The following is a 15,590-nucleotide window of genomic DNA, read 5'->3' on the forward strand; positions in this document are numbered from 1 at the left end:
TACAATGTAAAAGGCATAAATGAATAATATTGTAGTTCAGTTTTAGTAGTTATAAATAATTATTTTGGTTATTTTTGTTATTGAGGAAATGAATATAATTGTTTATAATTATCAGAAATATCTAACATTTGAAAAAATAAGGGGGAATATAATTATGAAAGAGAACAAAAAGCTTAAAAAGTTCGGCTCACTTCTAATTGCATCTTCACTACTTGCTGGAGTTCTTGCTGGCTGTGGTAATGGAGATAGTTCAAGTTCAGGAGGAGGATCATCATCAGGTGGTGGCTCATCTAACGGTGATACTATTAAAATCGGTGCAAACTTAGAGCTTTCAGGTAACGTAGCTTCCTATGGTTCTTCAATTGCTCTGGGGGCAGATCTTGCTGTTAAAGAGATTAATGATAATGGCGGGATCGACGGTAAAAAAATTGACCTTATTAAAGTAGATAACAAATCAGAAAACTCAGAGGCTACTGCAGCAGCTATTAAACTAGCAACGCAAGATAAAGTAGTAGCAATGCTAGCGCCAGCAACTTCTGGTAATACAGTTGCTACTGTTCAAATTGCGAATAAAAATAAAATCCCAATTGTTACTGGTTCTGGTACTGCTCCAAACATTACAGTAAATGATAACGGTAGCATTAATGAGTATGCATTCCGTACTTGTTTCATTGACCCATTCCAAGGGATTGTGGCAGCAAACTTTGCTGCTGATAACTTAAAGGCTAAAAATGTAGCTATTTTTGCGGACAACGCGTCTGACTATGCAAAAGGTTTAGCGAAATCATTTAAAGAAACAATTACAAAAAATGGCGGGAAAGTTGTAAAGGAAGAAGCGTATGTAGCGAAGGATGCTGACTTCCGTACACAATTAACAAGTATTAAAGCAGAGAACCCAGACTTCATCTTTATCCCAGGATATTATGAAGAGGTTGGTTTAATTGTTAAACAAGCGCGTGAAATGGGTATTACAGTGCCACTGATGGGAGCTGATGGTTGGGATTCACCAACATTAGTAGAGCTAGCTGGTGCGGATGCACTTAACAATACGTTCATCACAAACCATTACTCTTCAGAAGACAAAGATGCAAAAATTCAAGACTTCGTAAAGGCGTTTAAAGCAGCGAACAGCGATAAAGCACCAGATGCATTTAATGCACTTGGCTATGACACTATTTACTACATTGCGGATGCTATTAAACGTGCAGGCTCTACGGATGGGGAAGCAATTAAAAACGCATTAGCTGACACAAAAGATCTTTCTTTAGTAACAGGTACTTTCTCAGTTGACGAAAATCATAACCCAATTAAAACAGCAACAGTTCTTGAATTTAAAGACGGTAAACAAGTGTTCAACTCTAAAGTTAATCCTTAATGTTTTGTAGGCAAGGGGAGGCGGGTAAACACGCCTTCCTTTTTATATTTTATCTTCATTCAGAGAAGACTCCCACCATTGAAAGATGAATGCGAATATGGTTCCTTAGTGTCTAAACACCTCTAAATGAAGATAAAGCCTCCGAACGCATTGTTTATCTGTGCGAAAGCAACAATTACGCCAAGGCGAAATTGATAGACCATGTAAAAAATTTTTTAAGAGGACACAATTTACTCTATTTTCAATAATAACATGTAGAAGTAAGTCCTATTTTTGCATTTTTCAAAAAATAAAAAGGAGTGAACGCTCATGGAATGGATACAGCAGCTTGTGAATGGTATTTCACTAGGTAGTATCTACGCATTAATAGCGCTAGGGTATACGATGGTATACGGGATTATTAAGCTGATTAACTTTGCCCACGGCGATGTCTTCATGATTGGGTCATTTATTGGCTTTTACGCAATTGCTAAATGGGAGCTTGGCTTCTTTCCAGCACTATTATTGGCGATGACGGTCTGTGCAATCTTTGGTGTTTTAATTGAACGTATTGCTTATAAGCGTTTACGAAATGCGACACGTATTGCTGCTTTAATTACTGCAATTGGTGTATCGCTATTAATCGAATATACGACTATCTTCTTCAGAGGTGCACAACCAGCAGCATATCCGGAAGTCATTAAAAGTAAGTCATTTGATGTTTTCGGTGTTCAAATCAGTAGTACATCAATATTAATTTTATCTGTCGCAATTGTACTGATGATTCTTTTACAATTCATCGTACATAAAACAAAAATCGGAAAGGCGATGCGCGCGGTTTCCCATGATGCTGATGCAGCTCGTTTAATGGGTATTAATGTAGATAATACCATTTCAGCAACATTCGCAATTGGTTCTGCTTTAGCGGGTGCAGCAGGTGTTATCTTTGGTGTTTACTATACGAAAATCGATCCATTAATGGGGGTTATTCCAGGGGTTAAAGCGTTCATCGCGGCAGTTCTTGGTGGTATAGGTATTATTCCTGGTGCCGTGGTTGGCGGCATGTTATTAGGTGTAGTGGAATCATTAGTAAGTGCACTTGGTTTCTCTTTATGGCGCGATGCAGCGGCATTCGTTATTTTAATTTTAATTTTAATCTTCAGACCATCGGGTATCTTTGGTAAAAACGCCCGTGAGAAAGTGTAGGTGAGCGGTAATGATGAAAAAGTCTAAAGTTTTCTGGGGTTATGCCGTATTAGCGCTAGTCATCTATGCAGTTGTTCAGGTGCTTATTTCAACGAACATTCTCGATATTTACTATCAAAATATGTTGATCACAATATGTATTAACATCATGCTTGCGGTCAGCTTACACATCGTCATTGGGATTACTGGTCAGTTCTCGATTGGGCATGCCGGTTTCCTAGCAGTTGGGGCATATATTTCTGCAATTATTACTACTAAGCTAATGCTTCCGTTCCCATTAGCTATTTTCTTAGGGGCACTGGCAGCAGCAGTAGCCGGTTTAATTGTAGGTATTCCGACGTTACGTTTAAAGGGTGACTATTTAGCAATTGCAACGCTTGGTTTTGCGGAAATTATACGGATTATCTTTTTAAATACGGATTATGTTGGTGGCGCAGCAGGGATGCAGGTTGAATATTTATCTAATTGGACTTATGCATTCATAGGTGTTGTTCTAACAATTTTAGTAATCTCGAACTTTACGAATTCTCGTCATGGACGCGCGTGTATTTCGATTCGTGAGGACGAAATTGCGGCAGATGCAATGGGTATTAACACAACCTACTATAAAGTGGTGGCGTTCGCAATTGGTTCTTTCTTTGCTGGTCTTGCAGGGGCCATCTTTGCACATAATTTTTACATTATTCAACCGACAACTTTTGGTTTCTTAAAATCATTTGATATTTTAATCTATGTAGTTCTGGGTGGTTTAGGAAGTCTTTCAGGATCCGTTATTGCTGCGATTTTCTTAACTGTAATCTCAGCTTACCTAGCAAACTTCCCAGAAACACGTATGATTATTTACAGCTTAGTATTAATAGTCGTAATGTTGTACCGTCCAACAGGTTTGATGGGAACAAAAGAAGTTACGGATTTATTTAAGTTTGGTAGAAAAGGAGGTACAAAATAATGACTGGAAACCTTCTTATCAATGTTGAAAATATGGGGATTCAATTCGGTGGTTTAAAGGCGGTACAGGGCGTTAATATGTACCTAAATCGTGGAGAATTAGTCGGTCTTATTGGACCTAATGGTGCTGGAAAAACAACGAGCTTTAATATGCTTACGGGGGTTTATATGCCTACAGAGGGTACTATTACATTTGATGGTATAAAGTTAAATGGGCTTGCACCATATCAAGTAACGCAAAAAGGTATTAGCCGTACATTCCAAAATATTCGTTTATTTAAAGAGCTATCTGTTTTAGATAATGTAAAGGTAGCGAACCATTCACTTGCGAAACACTCTATGTGGTCTTCCATTTTCCGTTTGCCGAACCATTTTAAAGGTGAGGTAGAAATGGAGCATCAATCCATTGAGTTCTTAAAAATCTTTGGCTTAGACGTTTATAGGGATGAGCTAGCGAAAAATTTACCATATGGGATGCAGCGTCGCCTAGAAATTGCTCGTGCTCTAGCGGCGAAACCTAAATTGCTATTATTAGATGAGCCAGCAGCTGGGATGAACCCGCAGGAAACGCATGATCTAATGGAGCTAATAGCATTTATACGTAAAGAATTTGGCTTAACAATTCTTCTAATAGAGCACGATATGAGCTTAGTTATGGGAATTTGTGAACGTATTTATGTACTCGATCACGGTCAATTAATCGCTGATGGAACACCAGAAGAAATACGCAACAATCCAAAGGTAATTGAAGCTTACCTTGGTGAGGAGGTTATCAGCTAATGCTAAAAGTACAAAATATAGATGTATTTTACGGTAATATTCAAGCATTAAAAGGCCTCTCTTTAGAAGTAAACGAGGGTGAAATCGTAACGTTAATCGGTGCAAATGGTGCTGGTAAAAGCACATTATTAAAAACATTATCTGGCTTAATAAAACCAAAGGGCGGCATCATTGAATATGAAGGCTTCTCTATCGCAGGGAAGGCTGCACAGACAATTGTAAAATCAGGTATTTCACATGTTCCAGAGGGGCGTCGTGTTTTTGCCAATATGTCAGTTGAAGAAAACTTAGAGCTAGGGGCATATCTCCGCAACGATAAAGCTGGCATCAAAAAAGATATGGATCATGTGTTTGAACTATTCCCACGACTTTTGGAGCGTCGTAAACAGCAATCAGGTACATTATCTGGTGGTGAGCAACAGATGCTGGCGATGGGCCGAGCATTAATGGCAAAACCGAAGTTATTATTAATGGATGAACCTTCAATGGGGCTTGCGCCACTCATGGTAAAAAATATTTTTAATATTATTGAACAAGTCAATAAAGAGGGTACAACCGTATTGCTTGTAGAGCAAAACGCGAATATGGCCTTATCCGTAGCAAATCGTGCGTACGTACTTGAAACGGGACGTATTGTATTATCAGGTACTGCAAAAGAGCTTCAAGAGAGTGAGCAAGTAAAGGCAGCTTATTTAGGTGGTTTATAGAGGGAGAAGGCGTCTCAATTTTGAGGCGTCTTTTTCGTATGATCGAAGGGAGTGAGCAGACGGATAGAACTGATAAAGTGAAGGATAGAAGGGCTAGAGCGACGAATAGAGACGTCAAGGTGACGGAAAGAAAGGGCAGAGCGACGTAGAATGATCAAAGCGACGGGAAGAAAGGACAGAGCGAGGTAGAATGATCAAAGCGACGGAAAGAAAGGCTGGAGCGACGGATAGAGCAGTCAAAGCGACGGAAAGAAAGGCTAGAGCGAGGTAGAATGATCAAAGTGACGGAAAGAAAGGCTGGAGTGACGGATAGAGCAGTCAAAGCGACGGAAAGAAAGGCTAGAGCGACGGATAGAGTTATCAAAGTGACGGAAAGAAGGGCCAAAGCGAGGTAGAATGATCAAAGTGACGGAAAGAAAGGCTGGAGCGACGGATAGAGCAGTCAAAGCGAGGGAAAGAAAGGCTAGAGCGACGGATAGAGTTATCAAAGTGACGGAAAGAAGGGCCAAAGCGAGGTAGAATGATCAAATCGACGGAAAGAAAGGCTAGAGCGACGGAAAGAGCAGTCAACGTGACGGAAAGAAAGGCCAAATCGACGGATAGAATGATCAAAGTGATGAAATAGTAGTAGCATTCGTCCTTTCTTATTTGGTAATGTGAACGAAAGGAGTGATGTTTTATGAAGTATTCAGCACAATATTTTATTGAAAAATTAAATTTAGCAGAGCATCCTGAAGGAGGTTATTATATTTCCTCATTTCGAGCATCTGAGGATATAGCTGTAAGGGATGTGCAAAGACCAATTTATACGAGCATTTATTTCTTACTACGTTCACAGGATATCTCGCATTTACACCGTTTGAAATCGGACGAGCTTTGGTATTATCATGCTGGAAGTCCGTTAACAGTCCATATGATTTTCCCAGATGGTACATACGAGGCGAAGAAGCTTGGATTAAATGTTGAGGCAGGAGAAGTACCACAAATAGCAGTACCGAAAAACACTATATTTGGCTCATCCGTGGAGGATGCAGATACATTTAGTTTAGTAGGCTGTATGGTTGCACCAGGCTTTGATTTTGAAGACTTTGAATTGTTTACACAAGAGGAGCTTTTAGCTGATTATCCACAGCACAAGGAAGTTATTCGAAAAATGGCTTATAAGACAATTCAAGAATAGAAGAAAAGTAGCCGTCTCAAAATTAGTTGAGACGGCGCTTTCTATTTACCACAAAATTGTTTCAGGATAATTAGCTTTAATTTCAATTTCATGCAACGCCTTTTTTGTAGTAATCGCAGCCTCCATAAGCTGTGATTTTAGCACCACATACTCGTCGTCTTCTAACATTAGTCGGAGCGCAAAAGCCGCTAAATGAGCTTTACGTTCCTCCAAACTTAGTTGAATATACTCTAGGTTCAATACATCTACATACTGTGTTGCATAACGGAATGTTAATGGGCTTTTAGTGTGCAGCATTCTTAAAAATACTAAGTATTCTTCCTCTTTCAGTTCCTGCTCTAAACAATCAGCAACTGCTGCTTGGAATTTGCGAATTGCAGCAACGTCAATATTCCAGTCAGAGGAATCAATTAGCTCTTTGTGTAGGCGAATGAAATCATTTAATGCGATAGCAGTAAAGATTAGCTCCGGCCAAAGAACCTCTGCTGCGAAATAAACATTTTTATTGGGGAAAATTAGTTCATGCTGTGTCAGAATACTTTTATTGAGCCCATTACTGACAAACTCAAGCTGTTGCTCCCCCTTGGCAGCTTTACGTAAATTGTAGCAAACACTAAGGATGCGACGGCGCGCTCCTTGATAATCATAATATTTGTTTTCATCACCAGTTATTTTGTAAATAGCATTGATGAGCTCATCTAAATCCCAAAAATCACCGCTAATCCGTGCCCCCGTTAACTGCTCAGTACTTTGAATTGACAGCATAGCTCTATCCCCTTAAATGGCTTTATTTTGGTGTGTATTTGAGTAGTTTGAATAGTTCTGTTTGCTCTTTATCTGTTAAATCGCGCCACTGTCCAACCTTTAAATTACCAAGTTTAATATTCATAATACGAATACGTTGTAGACGCTTAACTGAGTAGCCAAGTGCTGAACACATACGACGTATTTGACGATTTAAGCCTTGCTCTAAAATGATTTTAAAGACTTTATCAGATATTTTTTCAACATAACAAGGTAAGGTTGTAGTATCTAAAATATCTACACCAGCCCCTATTTTTTTAATAAATTGCTCCGTAATAGGTTTATCAACCTGCACGATATATTCTTTTTCGTGATGGTTTTCCGCACGTAAAATTTTATTAACGATGTCACCATCATTTGTTAGTAATAATAGCCCTTCTGATTCTTTATCGAGTCGTCCAATATGAAAAATACGTAGGGGGTGATTGACAAAATCAACAACATTTCCTTTTATATGACGTTCCGTGGTGCTTGTAATTCCTACTGGTTTGTTTAAGGCAATATATACGAGCTGTTCTTCTTTTTTTACCTCTTTTCCATCAACACAAACCATATCACCAGCCTCAACTTGACTGCCGACCGTGGCAAGTTCACCATTTATCGTTACTTTACCTTCTGCTATCCATTTATCTGCGCCACGACGAGATACGATACCTGTTTCACTTAAATATTTATTAATTCGCATACTGTTCTCCTATACATTTATATTATTTTTAAGTATACATTATCGTAGGTCGCACCGTGAATCCTAGAAGCTTTTCTAGTAAAAATAAATTGTTAGGAAAAATTTTTAAAAAAGTTGATATTATTTTTCGTTTCTGACAATATAGTGGGTAAGAGGGTTTCTATGAAAATATTGTTATTTCGATATATAATAATGATTTTTGTAGATATTTTCTCATTATTTTGTGTAAAGGGGAGAAGTAAAATGGTTTATGCATTTCCAAACACTGAAGGATCGGTAGTTCAATTCAAAGAAAAGTATGAGAATTACATTGGTGGAGAATGGACGCCTCCGGTCAAAGGTCAATACTTCGATAATGTTACTCCTGTTACTGGACAAATTTTTACACAAGCAGCTCGTTCCACTTCTGAGGATATTGAACTTGCACTTGATGCAGCACATGCCGCAAAAGATGCATGGGGAAAAACATCCGCAACAGAGCGTGCAAACATTTTACTTAAAATTGCGGACCGCATTGAACAAAATTTAGAAAAACTAGCCGTTGCGGAAACATGGGATAACGGAAAAGCGGTACGTGAGACATTAAATGCAGATATCCCTCTTGCAATTGATCATTTCCGTTATTTTGCGGGGGCTTTACGTGCACAAGAAGGTGCGGTAAGCCAAATCGATAATGATACAGTTGCTTATCATTTCCATGAGCCAATTGGGGTAGTAGGTCAAATTATCCCTTGGAACTTCCCGTTATTAATGGCTGTTTGGAAACTAGCACCTGCACTTGCAGCTGGAAACTGTGTAGTGTTAAAACCTGCAGAGCAAACACCAACTTCAATTATGGTGCTCGTTGAATTAATAGAAGATTTATTGCCACCAGGTGTACTGAATGTTGTCAATGGCTTTGGTTTAGAGGCAGGGAAGCCGCTAGCATCAAATCCACGCATCGGCAAAATTGCCTTTACTGGTGAAACAACGACAGGTCGCTTAATTATGCAATATGCTTCACAAAATCTTATTCCAGTTACATTAGAATTGGGCGGTAAATCACCAAATATTTTCTTTGAAGATATTATGGATGAAGATGATGCCTTTTTAGATAAAGCAGTTGAGGGCCTTGTATTATTCGCTCTAAATCAAGGTGAAGTATGTACATGTCCTTCTCGTGCACTAATTCAAGAATCTATTTACGATAAATTTATGGAGCGTGTCCTACAGCGTGTTGAGGCGATTAAAGTTGGGAATCCACTTGATCCAAATACAATGATGGGTGCACAGGCTTCAAGTGAACAAATGGAAAAAATTCTTTCTTACTTAGATATTGGCAAGCAAGAAGGTGCAGAATGTCTAATTGGAGGAGAGAAAAATAATGTAGGGTCAGGCTTTGAAAATGGTTACTATATTAAGCCAACAGTCTTCAAAGGACACAATAAAATGCGTATTTTCCAAGAAGAAATCTTCGGGCCAGTTGTTGCCGTAACAACATTTAAAACAAAAGAGGAAGCATTAGAAATTGCAAATGACACATTATATGGTTTAGGTGCAGGTGTATGGACACGTGATATGAATACAGCATACCGCTTCGGTCGAGGTATTCAAGCAGGTCGTGTTTGGACAAACTGCTACCATGCTTATCCTGCACATGCAGCGTTCGGTGGCTATAAAATGTCGGGTGTTGGTCGTGAAAACCATAAGATGATGTTATCGCATTATCAGCAAACGAAAAACTTATTAGTTAGCTACAGCGAAGACAAACTTGGTTTCTTCTAATTAGTAGGGAGGTGCATGAGCGTGGTCGAGCGTGTTTTAGCAACAGTAGAAGCGCTAGCACTAATCGAATTATTGAAAGAAAAGCATGGACCCGTTATATTTCATCAATCAGGTGGATGCTGTGACGGCTCCTCGCCAATGTGTTATCCAGAGGGCGACTTACTATTAGGTGATCAGGATGTTTGCCTTGGAGAGATTGGTGGTGCTCCCTTCTATATGCATAAAAATCAATATGATTATTGGAAGCATACACAAATAATTTTGGACGTTGTCGATGGTAGAGGTGGCATGTTCTCACTTGAAGGCGTTGAAGGTAAACGGTTCTTAACAAGATCAAGGGCCTTTTCAACAGAGGAATTAAAGGAATTGGGTTTAATTTAAAGATTTTAGTGACAGCGACAATAAGTATTGTCGCTGTTTTTCTATGTTAATTTTTCTGGGAGAATGTATGTAAGGCTATATGTCTTGGAGAGTTGCGTAATATTAAAAATAATCGAAAACAATCTTGTTAGGTTTGTTTCTTTGAATATGGCTTTCTATTGGTCATTTCAATCAGTGTCAGCTCCTCCATTCATCTTTAATTATTTCCATTAAACCACTCATATTGAGCAACGTGTTATATTAATGTTGCTTTATAGGTTAATTATTCCAAAAATGAGATTCACCACAAAAAGATGGGTATGACATTTTTAAAAACGTAATACCATGTACAAAAGTTGATTGGAGTGAAGGTGGGCGATTCCTTGGGGATCAGCAATAGAGGAACGAAGGCTAAAAGCATCACGTCCTGTGATAACGCCTTCGTGATCAACATCGGTGCTGTTGCTGTCGCTGCGCTTTCGCACAAACAAAACCCTCTGCTGCCGCTTCGCTTTCGCGCAAAAAACATCTGTTGGCCCGAGACGCTGGAGCGTAGTGAAGCGGCTCATCGGACGCTCCCAGACGGAACGGAAATCAACCCCTTGTTATGATGAGGAGCCAAAATGGATGAATCCTTTTTTCGTTTTGTTACGTAAATATGGAAAAGGAGCGTGCTAAAGATGGACTTTGTTATGATTGAAAATCAGTTTACAAATACGGTGGAGGATGTCTCAAAGGCTGTTGGATGGACGGTTGATCGTAAAATTGTGTTAGCAATTGCTAGTAAATATGTGGCGTCAGGAAAAACCTTTGACTCCGTTAAATATAAAGAAGTATTACAAGAAATGAAAAAGCAAACTTCATGGACATCTCCGTTAAGAACAACGGTAGGTTATAGTATTGCTGCAAATTTGATGGAGCAAGAGGATACAGAACAAGCAGTAAAAAATTTACTGACAAACGTAAGCGTAATGAAGGAAGCAAAATTTAGAAGTGGGAATTTTAGTTTTATTGGTGCACAGTTTTTAACTGAAAAGGAAACTGAGAAACGTGGACATGCACAAGCAGCACGTGCTTTATTTGATGCAATCCGCAAGCATCATCGATTTTTAACGTCATATGATGATATTCCATATGCAGTATTGTTAAGTAGTCCATCTGATGACGTTGAGCTCCGTGCAGAAACAATGAATCGTTATTATAAAGAATTACGTACGTATAATTTTAATGCAGGTAATGAACTTCAATGGTTATCACAGGTACTGACTTTCTTATCACCTCAATATGATAATAAGCTAGTGCCAAGTGTTACGACAATCTGTGACACATTAAAAAAACAGGATGTAAAGATCAAAGCGATGCATTATCCATTACTGGGCTTTTTAGCAATTCTTGAGGTAAATAATGCACAGCTTCAACAAATTGTTGATTTATATCATGAGTTAAAGGATATGAAACTACTGAAATGGCATCGTGAATTTGTGTTATTTATGGCCATACAAATTGCTATTTATGATATGGCGCAGGTGCAACAATCCTTATCAATGACGATCATGTCTTCTATTGAATTATTGATTCAAGCACAGCAAGCAGCGATGTTTGTGGCAGTTAGTGCAGCTGCTGTAGCATCTAGTTCAAGTTCTTCGTGATAAAATAAAGGAGAACTTGAATTTTTCGGAGGTGCATTTGAAGGATGAAGGAAACAAAGCTTTGGATGAATGGCCAGTGGCAGGACGCAAAGGAAACCTATGAGCTGAGATCACCCTATAGTGGTGAGGTTATTGCAAAGGTAGCTAAGGCGTCCATTTCTGATGTTGAGCAAGCGATAGAAGGTGCGCAGGAAGCATTCCAAACGTTTAAAAAGACAACAGCCTACGAACGTGCTGAAATATTATATAGAGTGGTCGACATTATGCGACAGCGTAAAGAGGAATTGGCTGAGATTTTAGCCTTAGAGGCAAGTAAGCCAATATCAGCAGGTTTAACCGAAATAGAACGCACAATAGCAACTTATCAATTTGCTGCAGAAGGTGCTAAGCAAGCAACAGGCGAGACTGTGCCAATGGATGCCGCACCTGGGGCAGGGGACCGTATTGGTTGGACAAAACGAGAACCTTTAGGTGTGATTTCAGCTATTACGCCATTCAATTTTCCATTTAATTTGGTCGCACATAAATTAGGGCCTGCCTTTGCAGTTGGTAATACGGTCGTGTTAAAACCAGCAAATCAAACACCATTAAGTGCTATAGTATTGGCTGAAATATTTAAGGAAGCGGGTCTACCTGATGGTGCGCTACAGATTGTTACAGGTAGCGGTGGTGAGCTTAGCGATATGCTCGTAACACATCCATACGTGAAAAAGGTGACGTTCACAGGCAGTGGTAAGGTTGGATTGGGCATTAAGGAAAAAGTAGGATTGCGTAAAGTTACTTTAGAGCTTGGTTCCAATGCAGCTGTAATTATCGAACCATCGACACCAGTTGATAAAATTATTACTCGTTGTGTCGGTGGGGCCTTTAATTTCGCTGGACAAGTCTGTATCTCATTACAACGTATTTATGTACATGCATCTATTATTGATGAATTTACAAAAGCGTTTGTTGCTGAAACAGAAAAGTTAGTGGTAGGTGATCCACTAGATACAAATACTGATGTTAGTGCAATGATCAATCCAAATGAAGTAGAACGTATTCGTCAATGGATTGAGGAAGCTAAGGCGCAAGGTGCTGTAGTTGCAACAGGAGGAACATTCACGGAACGCACTTTAACACCAACTGTTATGACGAATGTGACAGCGAATATGAAAATTGTTTGTCAGGAAACATTCGCGCCAATCGTCTCAATTGTTTCATATGAAACATTAGACGACGCTATTCGACTAGTGAATGAGTCGGAACTTGGATTAAATGCTGGAATTTATACGAATGTGTTACCAGATGCATTACGTGCAGCGGATGAATTACAGGCAGGTGCTGTTATTATTAATGATATTCCGACATTCAGGATTGATAATATGCCATATGGTGGTGTGAAAATGAGTGGTTACGGACACGAAGGCATCAAGTGGGCAATCGAGGAAATGACAGATATGAAATTTATTACGATGAAAAAATCATTCTAATTTGCAACAACCCTTTTTCTACGATACGATGACGAAAGAACATTCATGAAGGGAAGTCGCAAGAATTATGACAAACAACGCAATACCAATGAGCCAGTCGCGTACTGTTCAAACGCGTCTCGTATTACCGCCAGATACAAATAATCACAACTCCATTTTCGGTGGAAGAGTGTTAGCTTATATTGATGAAATTGCTGCCATCACGGCAATGAAGCATGCAAAAGGGCATGTAGTCACAGCCTCTATTGATTCAGTTGATTTTTTATCGGCAGCACATGTAGGGGATATTCTAGAAATTGAAAGTATTGTTTCGTCAACTGGACGTTCTTCAATGGAAGTTTATGTTCGAGTTATTTCACGGAACATTGAAACTGGTGAGGAAAAATTAACGACGGAATCCTTTGTAACGATGGTTTCAGTAGATGATGACGGGAAACCTAAGCCAGTTCCTGCAATTTATCCTGAAACAGATGCAGAAAAACGTCTGTTTGAAACAGGACCAGCAAGACGAGAGCATCGTAAACAAAAACGTGCATTACCACATTAAATGAAAAGGGAAATTGACGTACTATAGTCAATTTCCCTTTTCATGTTTTTACATATTTAACTCATTTACAACATTAATAAGTGAGTCGGATGAAGAAGAAACAAGTGTAGCCCCTTGTGACAGCTCAGTAATCAGATTAGAGATTGCTGAAATATCTCTTGATGTATTTATATACTGCTGTTGAATGCCAGAAACAGCATCGGCGATATCATTAAAGGATTTAGATAAACTGTTTTGTGTGTCTACACTATGCTGAATCTTTTGGTCAACATTAATAACCGAATTCGACATTGTTGTAATATTACTTTCCGTTTCTTTAATAAGAAGGGAAACATTTTGTACAGCATTTTTTGTTTCTTCTGCAAGCTTACGAACTTCCTCTGCAACAACAGCAAAGCCTTTACCATGCTCACCTGCACGAGCGGCCTCGATGGAAGCATTCAGTGCTAATAAATTAGTTTGATCGGCAATCCCTGTGACCAGTCCTACAATTTCTGATATTTTTTGAGAAGATGTGCGTAACTGGTTCATCGTAACTTCGAGACTGTTTACACTTTGAAAAATAACCTGTATTAAATCATTTTGATTTTGTATCTGCTGCTGACCACGTCTAGATTTTTCCTGTGTATCAGCAACGAAGTTTAGACCTTGCTTAGTAGCTACTGCGATATCATCTGTTTGAGAGGAAATGACTAATAAAGAAGCTGCTGTTTCTTCACTAATAGAATTTAATTCCTCAGCAGTACTTTGAATGGTAGTAACAAGTGAATGTTTTGTTTCATCTGCTGCTGCACGAATGCGAGCCTCTTCTTTTTCATAGGCCTCGATTACAAGCTGTTGTTCAAAGTTAATGATTTTACAGAAGGCATTGATAGAACGAATTGCATCATGCTTCGATAGATCTAACTCATTTGCAAATTTTGTAAATGTCGTAGTTAATGACTGGAATGAGGCGATATACCACTTCGATTGTAGACCAATTCGAACATGGGTCTCGGCAATTGCTTTTCGTTCGTTGATATAAGAGTCATTTATATGACTTTCGAAAATATCACTCAAATGCTTATGTAAAGTAACTTTTAAACGATCGATTTGTGATGTTCTGTTTATAATATCTAATAAATCTTGGCTCAAACTAATAGCTGAATAAAATTGATCCACCATTTTAGGGATTAAATCCTTAGTTAAAGGTTGCAATTGTTTAATGATGGCTAAATCCTCAATTGTTAAATCCAAAAGCTGCAACTGTTTTTGAAGCTTTGGATGGTTTGAAACATCCAATTGTACATTGTTCTTATAATTTTCAGGTGCTAATGTAATTGAGTAGCTAGAATCGTTCTTTTTTGTAAACCAACTCATAGTTGTTTGCTCCATTCTTTATAAATGCATAATAAATATATCAAATAAAGACTCTTTGTATATCGTGAGGTTTGCTAATTTACGAAATATATAGTATTTAATCTATTCTACTATTTTTTGTAGGATATTTGGTTAAAATTTTAGTTTATTTCTAAATTTTTTATAGTGATAATAGACTATTGTCGATTAAACGTCATGAAATGGACTTTTTTATAGAGAATGAGCAAATTGAATTCCAAATAGGAAACCTGTAAAATACGAACTGTTTAGCTTTATAAAAATTGTACGTGAAAAAATAGGTATAAGGAGGGGAATTACATGGAGAAAAAACGTTTTAAATTTGTTATTCCAGTCATGGTAATTGTAGCAATTGGCTCAGTTTATATGTTAAGAAATTACTATGCTGAAGTACCAGATTTAAATAAATTGTTAATTACTATTTGTGCAACAATAGTATCTGGGGTACTCGCATACTTTTTATTCCCACAGCAAGGCGAAAATAAAATTGATGATCGTGGTCCTTACTAACAGCGAAATGGCACCTCAGAAAAATCTCTAAGGTGCCATTACATGTTGTTGAAAACCTATTTTGTCTATGAAATTAAGTGTCAAAATAAGTCTCCTCGGCAAAACGAGGAGTTGATTTCCGTTCCGACTGGGCATTTTGTTGTTGCTGTCGCTTCGCTTTCGCACAGATAAAACATTGTTGCTGTCGCTTCGCTTTCGCACAGATAAAACATTGTTGCTGTCGCTTCGCTTTCGCACAGATAAAACA

16 protein-coding genes are annotated in these 15,590 nt (G+C 38.4%); 12 read left to right on the forward strand and 4 right to left on the reverse strand.

The features are described from left to right. The first annotated feature begins 154 nt into the window (after positions 1-154). The 6 genes from AN161_RS19465 to AN161_RS19490 all read left to right on the forward strand — a co-directional run bounded on the left by AN161_RS19465 (position 155) and on the right by AN161_RS19490 (position 6,175). The gene (locus tag AN161_RS19465) at positions 155-1,375 is read left to right on the forward strand and encodes an ABC transporter substrate-binding protein (protein WP_053596007.1); all 1,221 of its coding nucleotides are present in this window, start codon (positions 155-157) and stop codon (positions 1,373-1,375) included. Between the two features lie 309 nt (positions 1,376-1,684). Continuing rightward, complete coding sequence (locus AN161_RS19470; protein ID WP_053596008.1) at positions 1,685-2,560, forward strand: branched-chain amino acid ABC transporter permease; 876 nt, start codon at positions 1,685-1,687, stop codon at positions 2,558-2,560. A gap of 13 nt (positions 2,561-2,573) precedes the next feature. Continuing rightward, complete coding sequence (locus AN161_RS19475; RefSeq protein WP_053596009.1) at positions 2,574-3,509, forward strand: branched-chain amino acid ABC transporter permease; 936 nt, start codon at positions 2,574-2,576, stop codon at positions 3,507-3,509. Next, complete coding sequence (locus AN161_RS19480) at positions 3,509-4,288, forward strand: ABC transporter ATP-binding protein (RefSeq protein ID WP_053596010.1); 780 nt, start codon at positions 3,509-3,511, stop codon at positions 4,286-4,288. The genes AN161_RS19475 and AN161_RS19480 overlap by 1 nt, the downstream gene beginning before the upstream one ends. Beyond that, positions 4,288-4,995, forward strand: coding sequence for an ABC transporter ATP-binding protein (locus AN161_RS19485; protein ID WP_053596011.1), 708 nt, complete (start codon positions 4,288-4,290; stop codon positions 4,993-4,995). Before AN161_RS19480 ends, AN161_RS19485 begins: the two co-directional genes overlap by 1 nt. Positions 4,996-5,674: 679 nt before the next feature. Further along, the gene (locus tag AN161_RS19490) at positions 5,675-6,175 is read left to right on the forward strand and encodes a cupin domain-containing protein (RefSeq protein ID WP_053596012.1); all 501 of its coding nucleotides are present in this window, start codon (positions 5,675-5,677) and stop codon (positions 6,173-6,175) included. 45 nt (positions 6,176-6,220) lie between these two features. Here AN161_RS19490 and AN161_RS19495 read toward each other — a convergent pair whose 3' ends face one another. Together AN161_RS19495 and rluF are read right to left on the reverse strand one after the other, a co-directional pair. After that, positions 6,221-6,940, reverse strand: a complete 720-nt coding sequence (locus AN161_RS19495) for a hypothetical protein (protein WP_053596013.1) — start codon at positions 6,938-6,940, stop codon at positions 6,221-6,223. A 22-nt stretch (positions 6,941-6,962) separates the two neighbouring features. Then, positions 6,963-7,664: a 23S rRNA pseudouridine(2604) synthase RluF gene (gene rluF, locus AN161_RS19500; RefSeq protein ID WP_053596014.1), complete on the reverse strand. Its 702-nt coding sequence runs from the start codon at positions 7,662-7,664 to the stop codon at positions 6,963-6,965. Between the two features lie 243 nt (positions 7,665-7,907). Here rluF and adh point away from each other — a divergent pair, with 243 nt between their 5' ends. Beyond that, positions 7,908-9,428, forward strand: a complete 1,521-nt coding sequence (adh, locus tag AN161_RS19505; RefSeq protein ID WP_053596015.1) for an aldehyde dehydrogenase — start codon at positions 7,908-7,910, stop codon at positions 9,426-9,428. A gap of 21 nt (positions 9,429-9,449) precedes the next feature. Then, on the forward strand, positions 9,450-9,809 hold the full coding sequence (locus AN161_RS19510; RefSeq protein ID WP_053596016.1) for a DUF779 domain-containing protein: 360 nt from the start codon (positions 9,450-9,452) through the stop codon (positions 9,807-9,809). A gap of 308 nt (positions 9,810-10,117) precedes the next feature. Here the strand turns inward: AN161_RS19510 and AN161_RS29005 are convergent, their stop codons facing one another. Further along, a complete protein-coding gene (locus AN161_RS29005; RefSeq protein ID WP_143114934.1) occupies positions 10,118-10,357 on the reverse strand; it encodes a hypothetical protein in 240 nt (79 codons plus the stop codon). 111 nt (positions 10,358-10,468) lie between these two features. Here AN161_RS29005 and AN161_RS19520 point away from each other — a divergent pair, with 111 nt between their 5' ends. The 3 genes from AN161_RS19520 (at position 10,469) to AN161_RS19530 (ending at position 13,456) form a co-directional block, all read left to right on the forward strand. Next, positions 10,469-11,437, forward strand: coding sequence for a DUF4003 family protein (locus AN161_RS19520; protein WP_053596018.1), 969 nt, complete (start codon positions 10,469-10,471; stop codon positions 11,435-11,437). Between the two features lie 44 nt (positions 11,438-11,481). Further along, complete coding sequence (locus AN161_RS19525) at positions 11,482-12,909, forward strand: aldehyde dehydrogenase family protein (protein ID WP_053596019.1); 1,428 nt, start codon at positions 11,482-11,484, stop codon at positions 12,907-12,909. A 67-nt stretch (positions 12,910-12,976) separates the two neighbouring features. Then, on the forward strand, positions 12,977-13,456 hold the full coding sequence (locus AN161_RS19530; protein ID WP_053596020.1) for an acyl-CoA thioesterase: 480 nt from the start codon (positions 12,977-12,979) through the stop codon (positions 13,454-13,456). Positions 13,457-13,504: 48 nt separating this feature from the next. Here AN161_RS19530 and AN161_RS19535 read toward each other — a convergent pair whose 3' ends face one another. Further along, positions 13,505-14,815, reverse strand: a complete 1,311-nt coding sequence (locus tag AN161_RS19535; RefSeq protein WP_053596021.1) for a globin-coupled sensor protein — start codon at positions 14,813-14,815, stop codon at positions 13,505-13,507. A 318-nt stretch (positions 14,816-15,133) separates the two neighbouring features. Between AN161_RS19535 and AN161_RS19540 the strand changes: the two genes are divergently transcribed. After that, positions 15,134-15,343, forward strand: a complete 210-nt coding sequence (locus tag AN161_RS19540) for a hypothetical protein (protein ID WP_053596022.1) — start codon at positions 15,134-15,136, stop codon at positions 15,341-15,343. Positions 15,344-15,590 lie beyond the last annotated feature (247 nt).

Source organism: Lysinibacillus sp. FJAT-14222 (genome assembly GCF_001278875.1).
GTDB lineage: Bacteria > Bacillota > Bacilli > Bacillales_A > Planococcaceae > Lysinibacillus > Lysinibacillus agricola.

Bases quoted from the DNA above. Each gene is read 5' to 3' on its own strand.
- AN161_RS19525 (WP_053596019.1), top strand. From the start codon at position 11,482: ATGAAGGAAACAAAGCTTTGGATGAATGGCCAGTGGCAGGACGCAAAG.
- AN161_RS29005 (WP_143114934.1), bottom strand. From the start codon at position 10,357: ATGAGCCGCTTCACTACGCTCCAGCGTCTCGGGCCAACAGATGTTTTT.
- AN161_RS19475 (WP_053596009.1), top strand. From the start codon at position 2,574: ATGAAAAAGTCTAAAGTTTTCTGGGGTTATGCCGTATTAGCGCTAGTC.
- AN161_RS19465 (WP_053596007.1), top strand. From the start codon at position 155: ATGAAAGAGAACAAAAAGCTTAAAAAGTTCGGCTCACTTCTAATTGCA.
- AN161_RS19535 (WP_053596021.1), bottom strand. From the start codon at position 14,815: ATGAGTTGGTTTACAAAAAAGAACGATTCTAGCTACTCAATTACATTA.
- adh (WP_053596015.1), top strand. From the start codon at position 7,908: ATGGTTTATGCATTTCCAAACACTGAAGGATCGGTAGTTCAATTCAAA.
- AN161_RS19485 (WP_053596011.1), top strand. From the start codon at position 4,288: ATGCTAAAAGTACAAAATATAGATGTATTTTACGGTAATATTCAAGCA.
- AN161_RS19540 (WP_053596022.1), top strand. From the start codon at position 15,134: ATGGAGAAAAAACGTTTTAAATTTGTTATTCCAGTCATGGTAATTGTA.
- AN161_RS19520 (WP_053596018.1), top strand. From the start codon at position 10,469: ATGGACTTTGTTATGATTGAAAATCAGTTTACAAATACGGTGGAGGAT.
- AN161_RS19490 (WP_053596012.1), top strand. From the start codon at position 5,675: ATGAAGTATTCAGCACAATATTTTATTGAAAAATTAAATTTAGCAGAG.
- AN161_RS19530 (WP_053596020.1), top strand. From the start codon at position 12,977: ATGACAAACAACGCAATACCAATGAGCCAGTCGCGTACTGTTCAAACG.
- AN161_RS19480 (WP_053596010.1), top strand. From the start codon at position 3,509: ATGACTGGAAACCTTCTTATCAATGTTGAAAATATGGGGATTCAATTC.
- AN161_RS19495 (WP_053596013.1), bottom strand. From the start codon at position 6,940: ATGCTGTCAATTCAAAGTACTGAGCAGTTAACGGGGGCACGGATTAGC.
- rluF (WP_053596014.1), bottom strand. From the start codon at position 7,664: ATGCGAATTAATAAATATTTAAGTGAAACAGGTATCGTATCTCGTCGT.
- AN161_RS19470 (WP_053596008.1), top strand. From the start codon at position 1,685: ATGGAATGGATACAGCAGCTTGTGAATGGTATTTCACTAGGTAGTATC.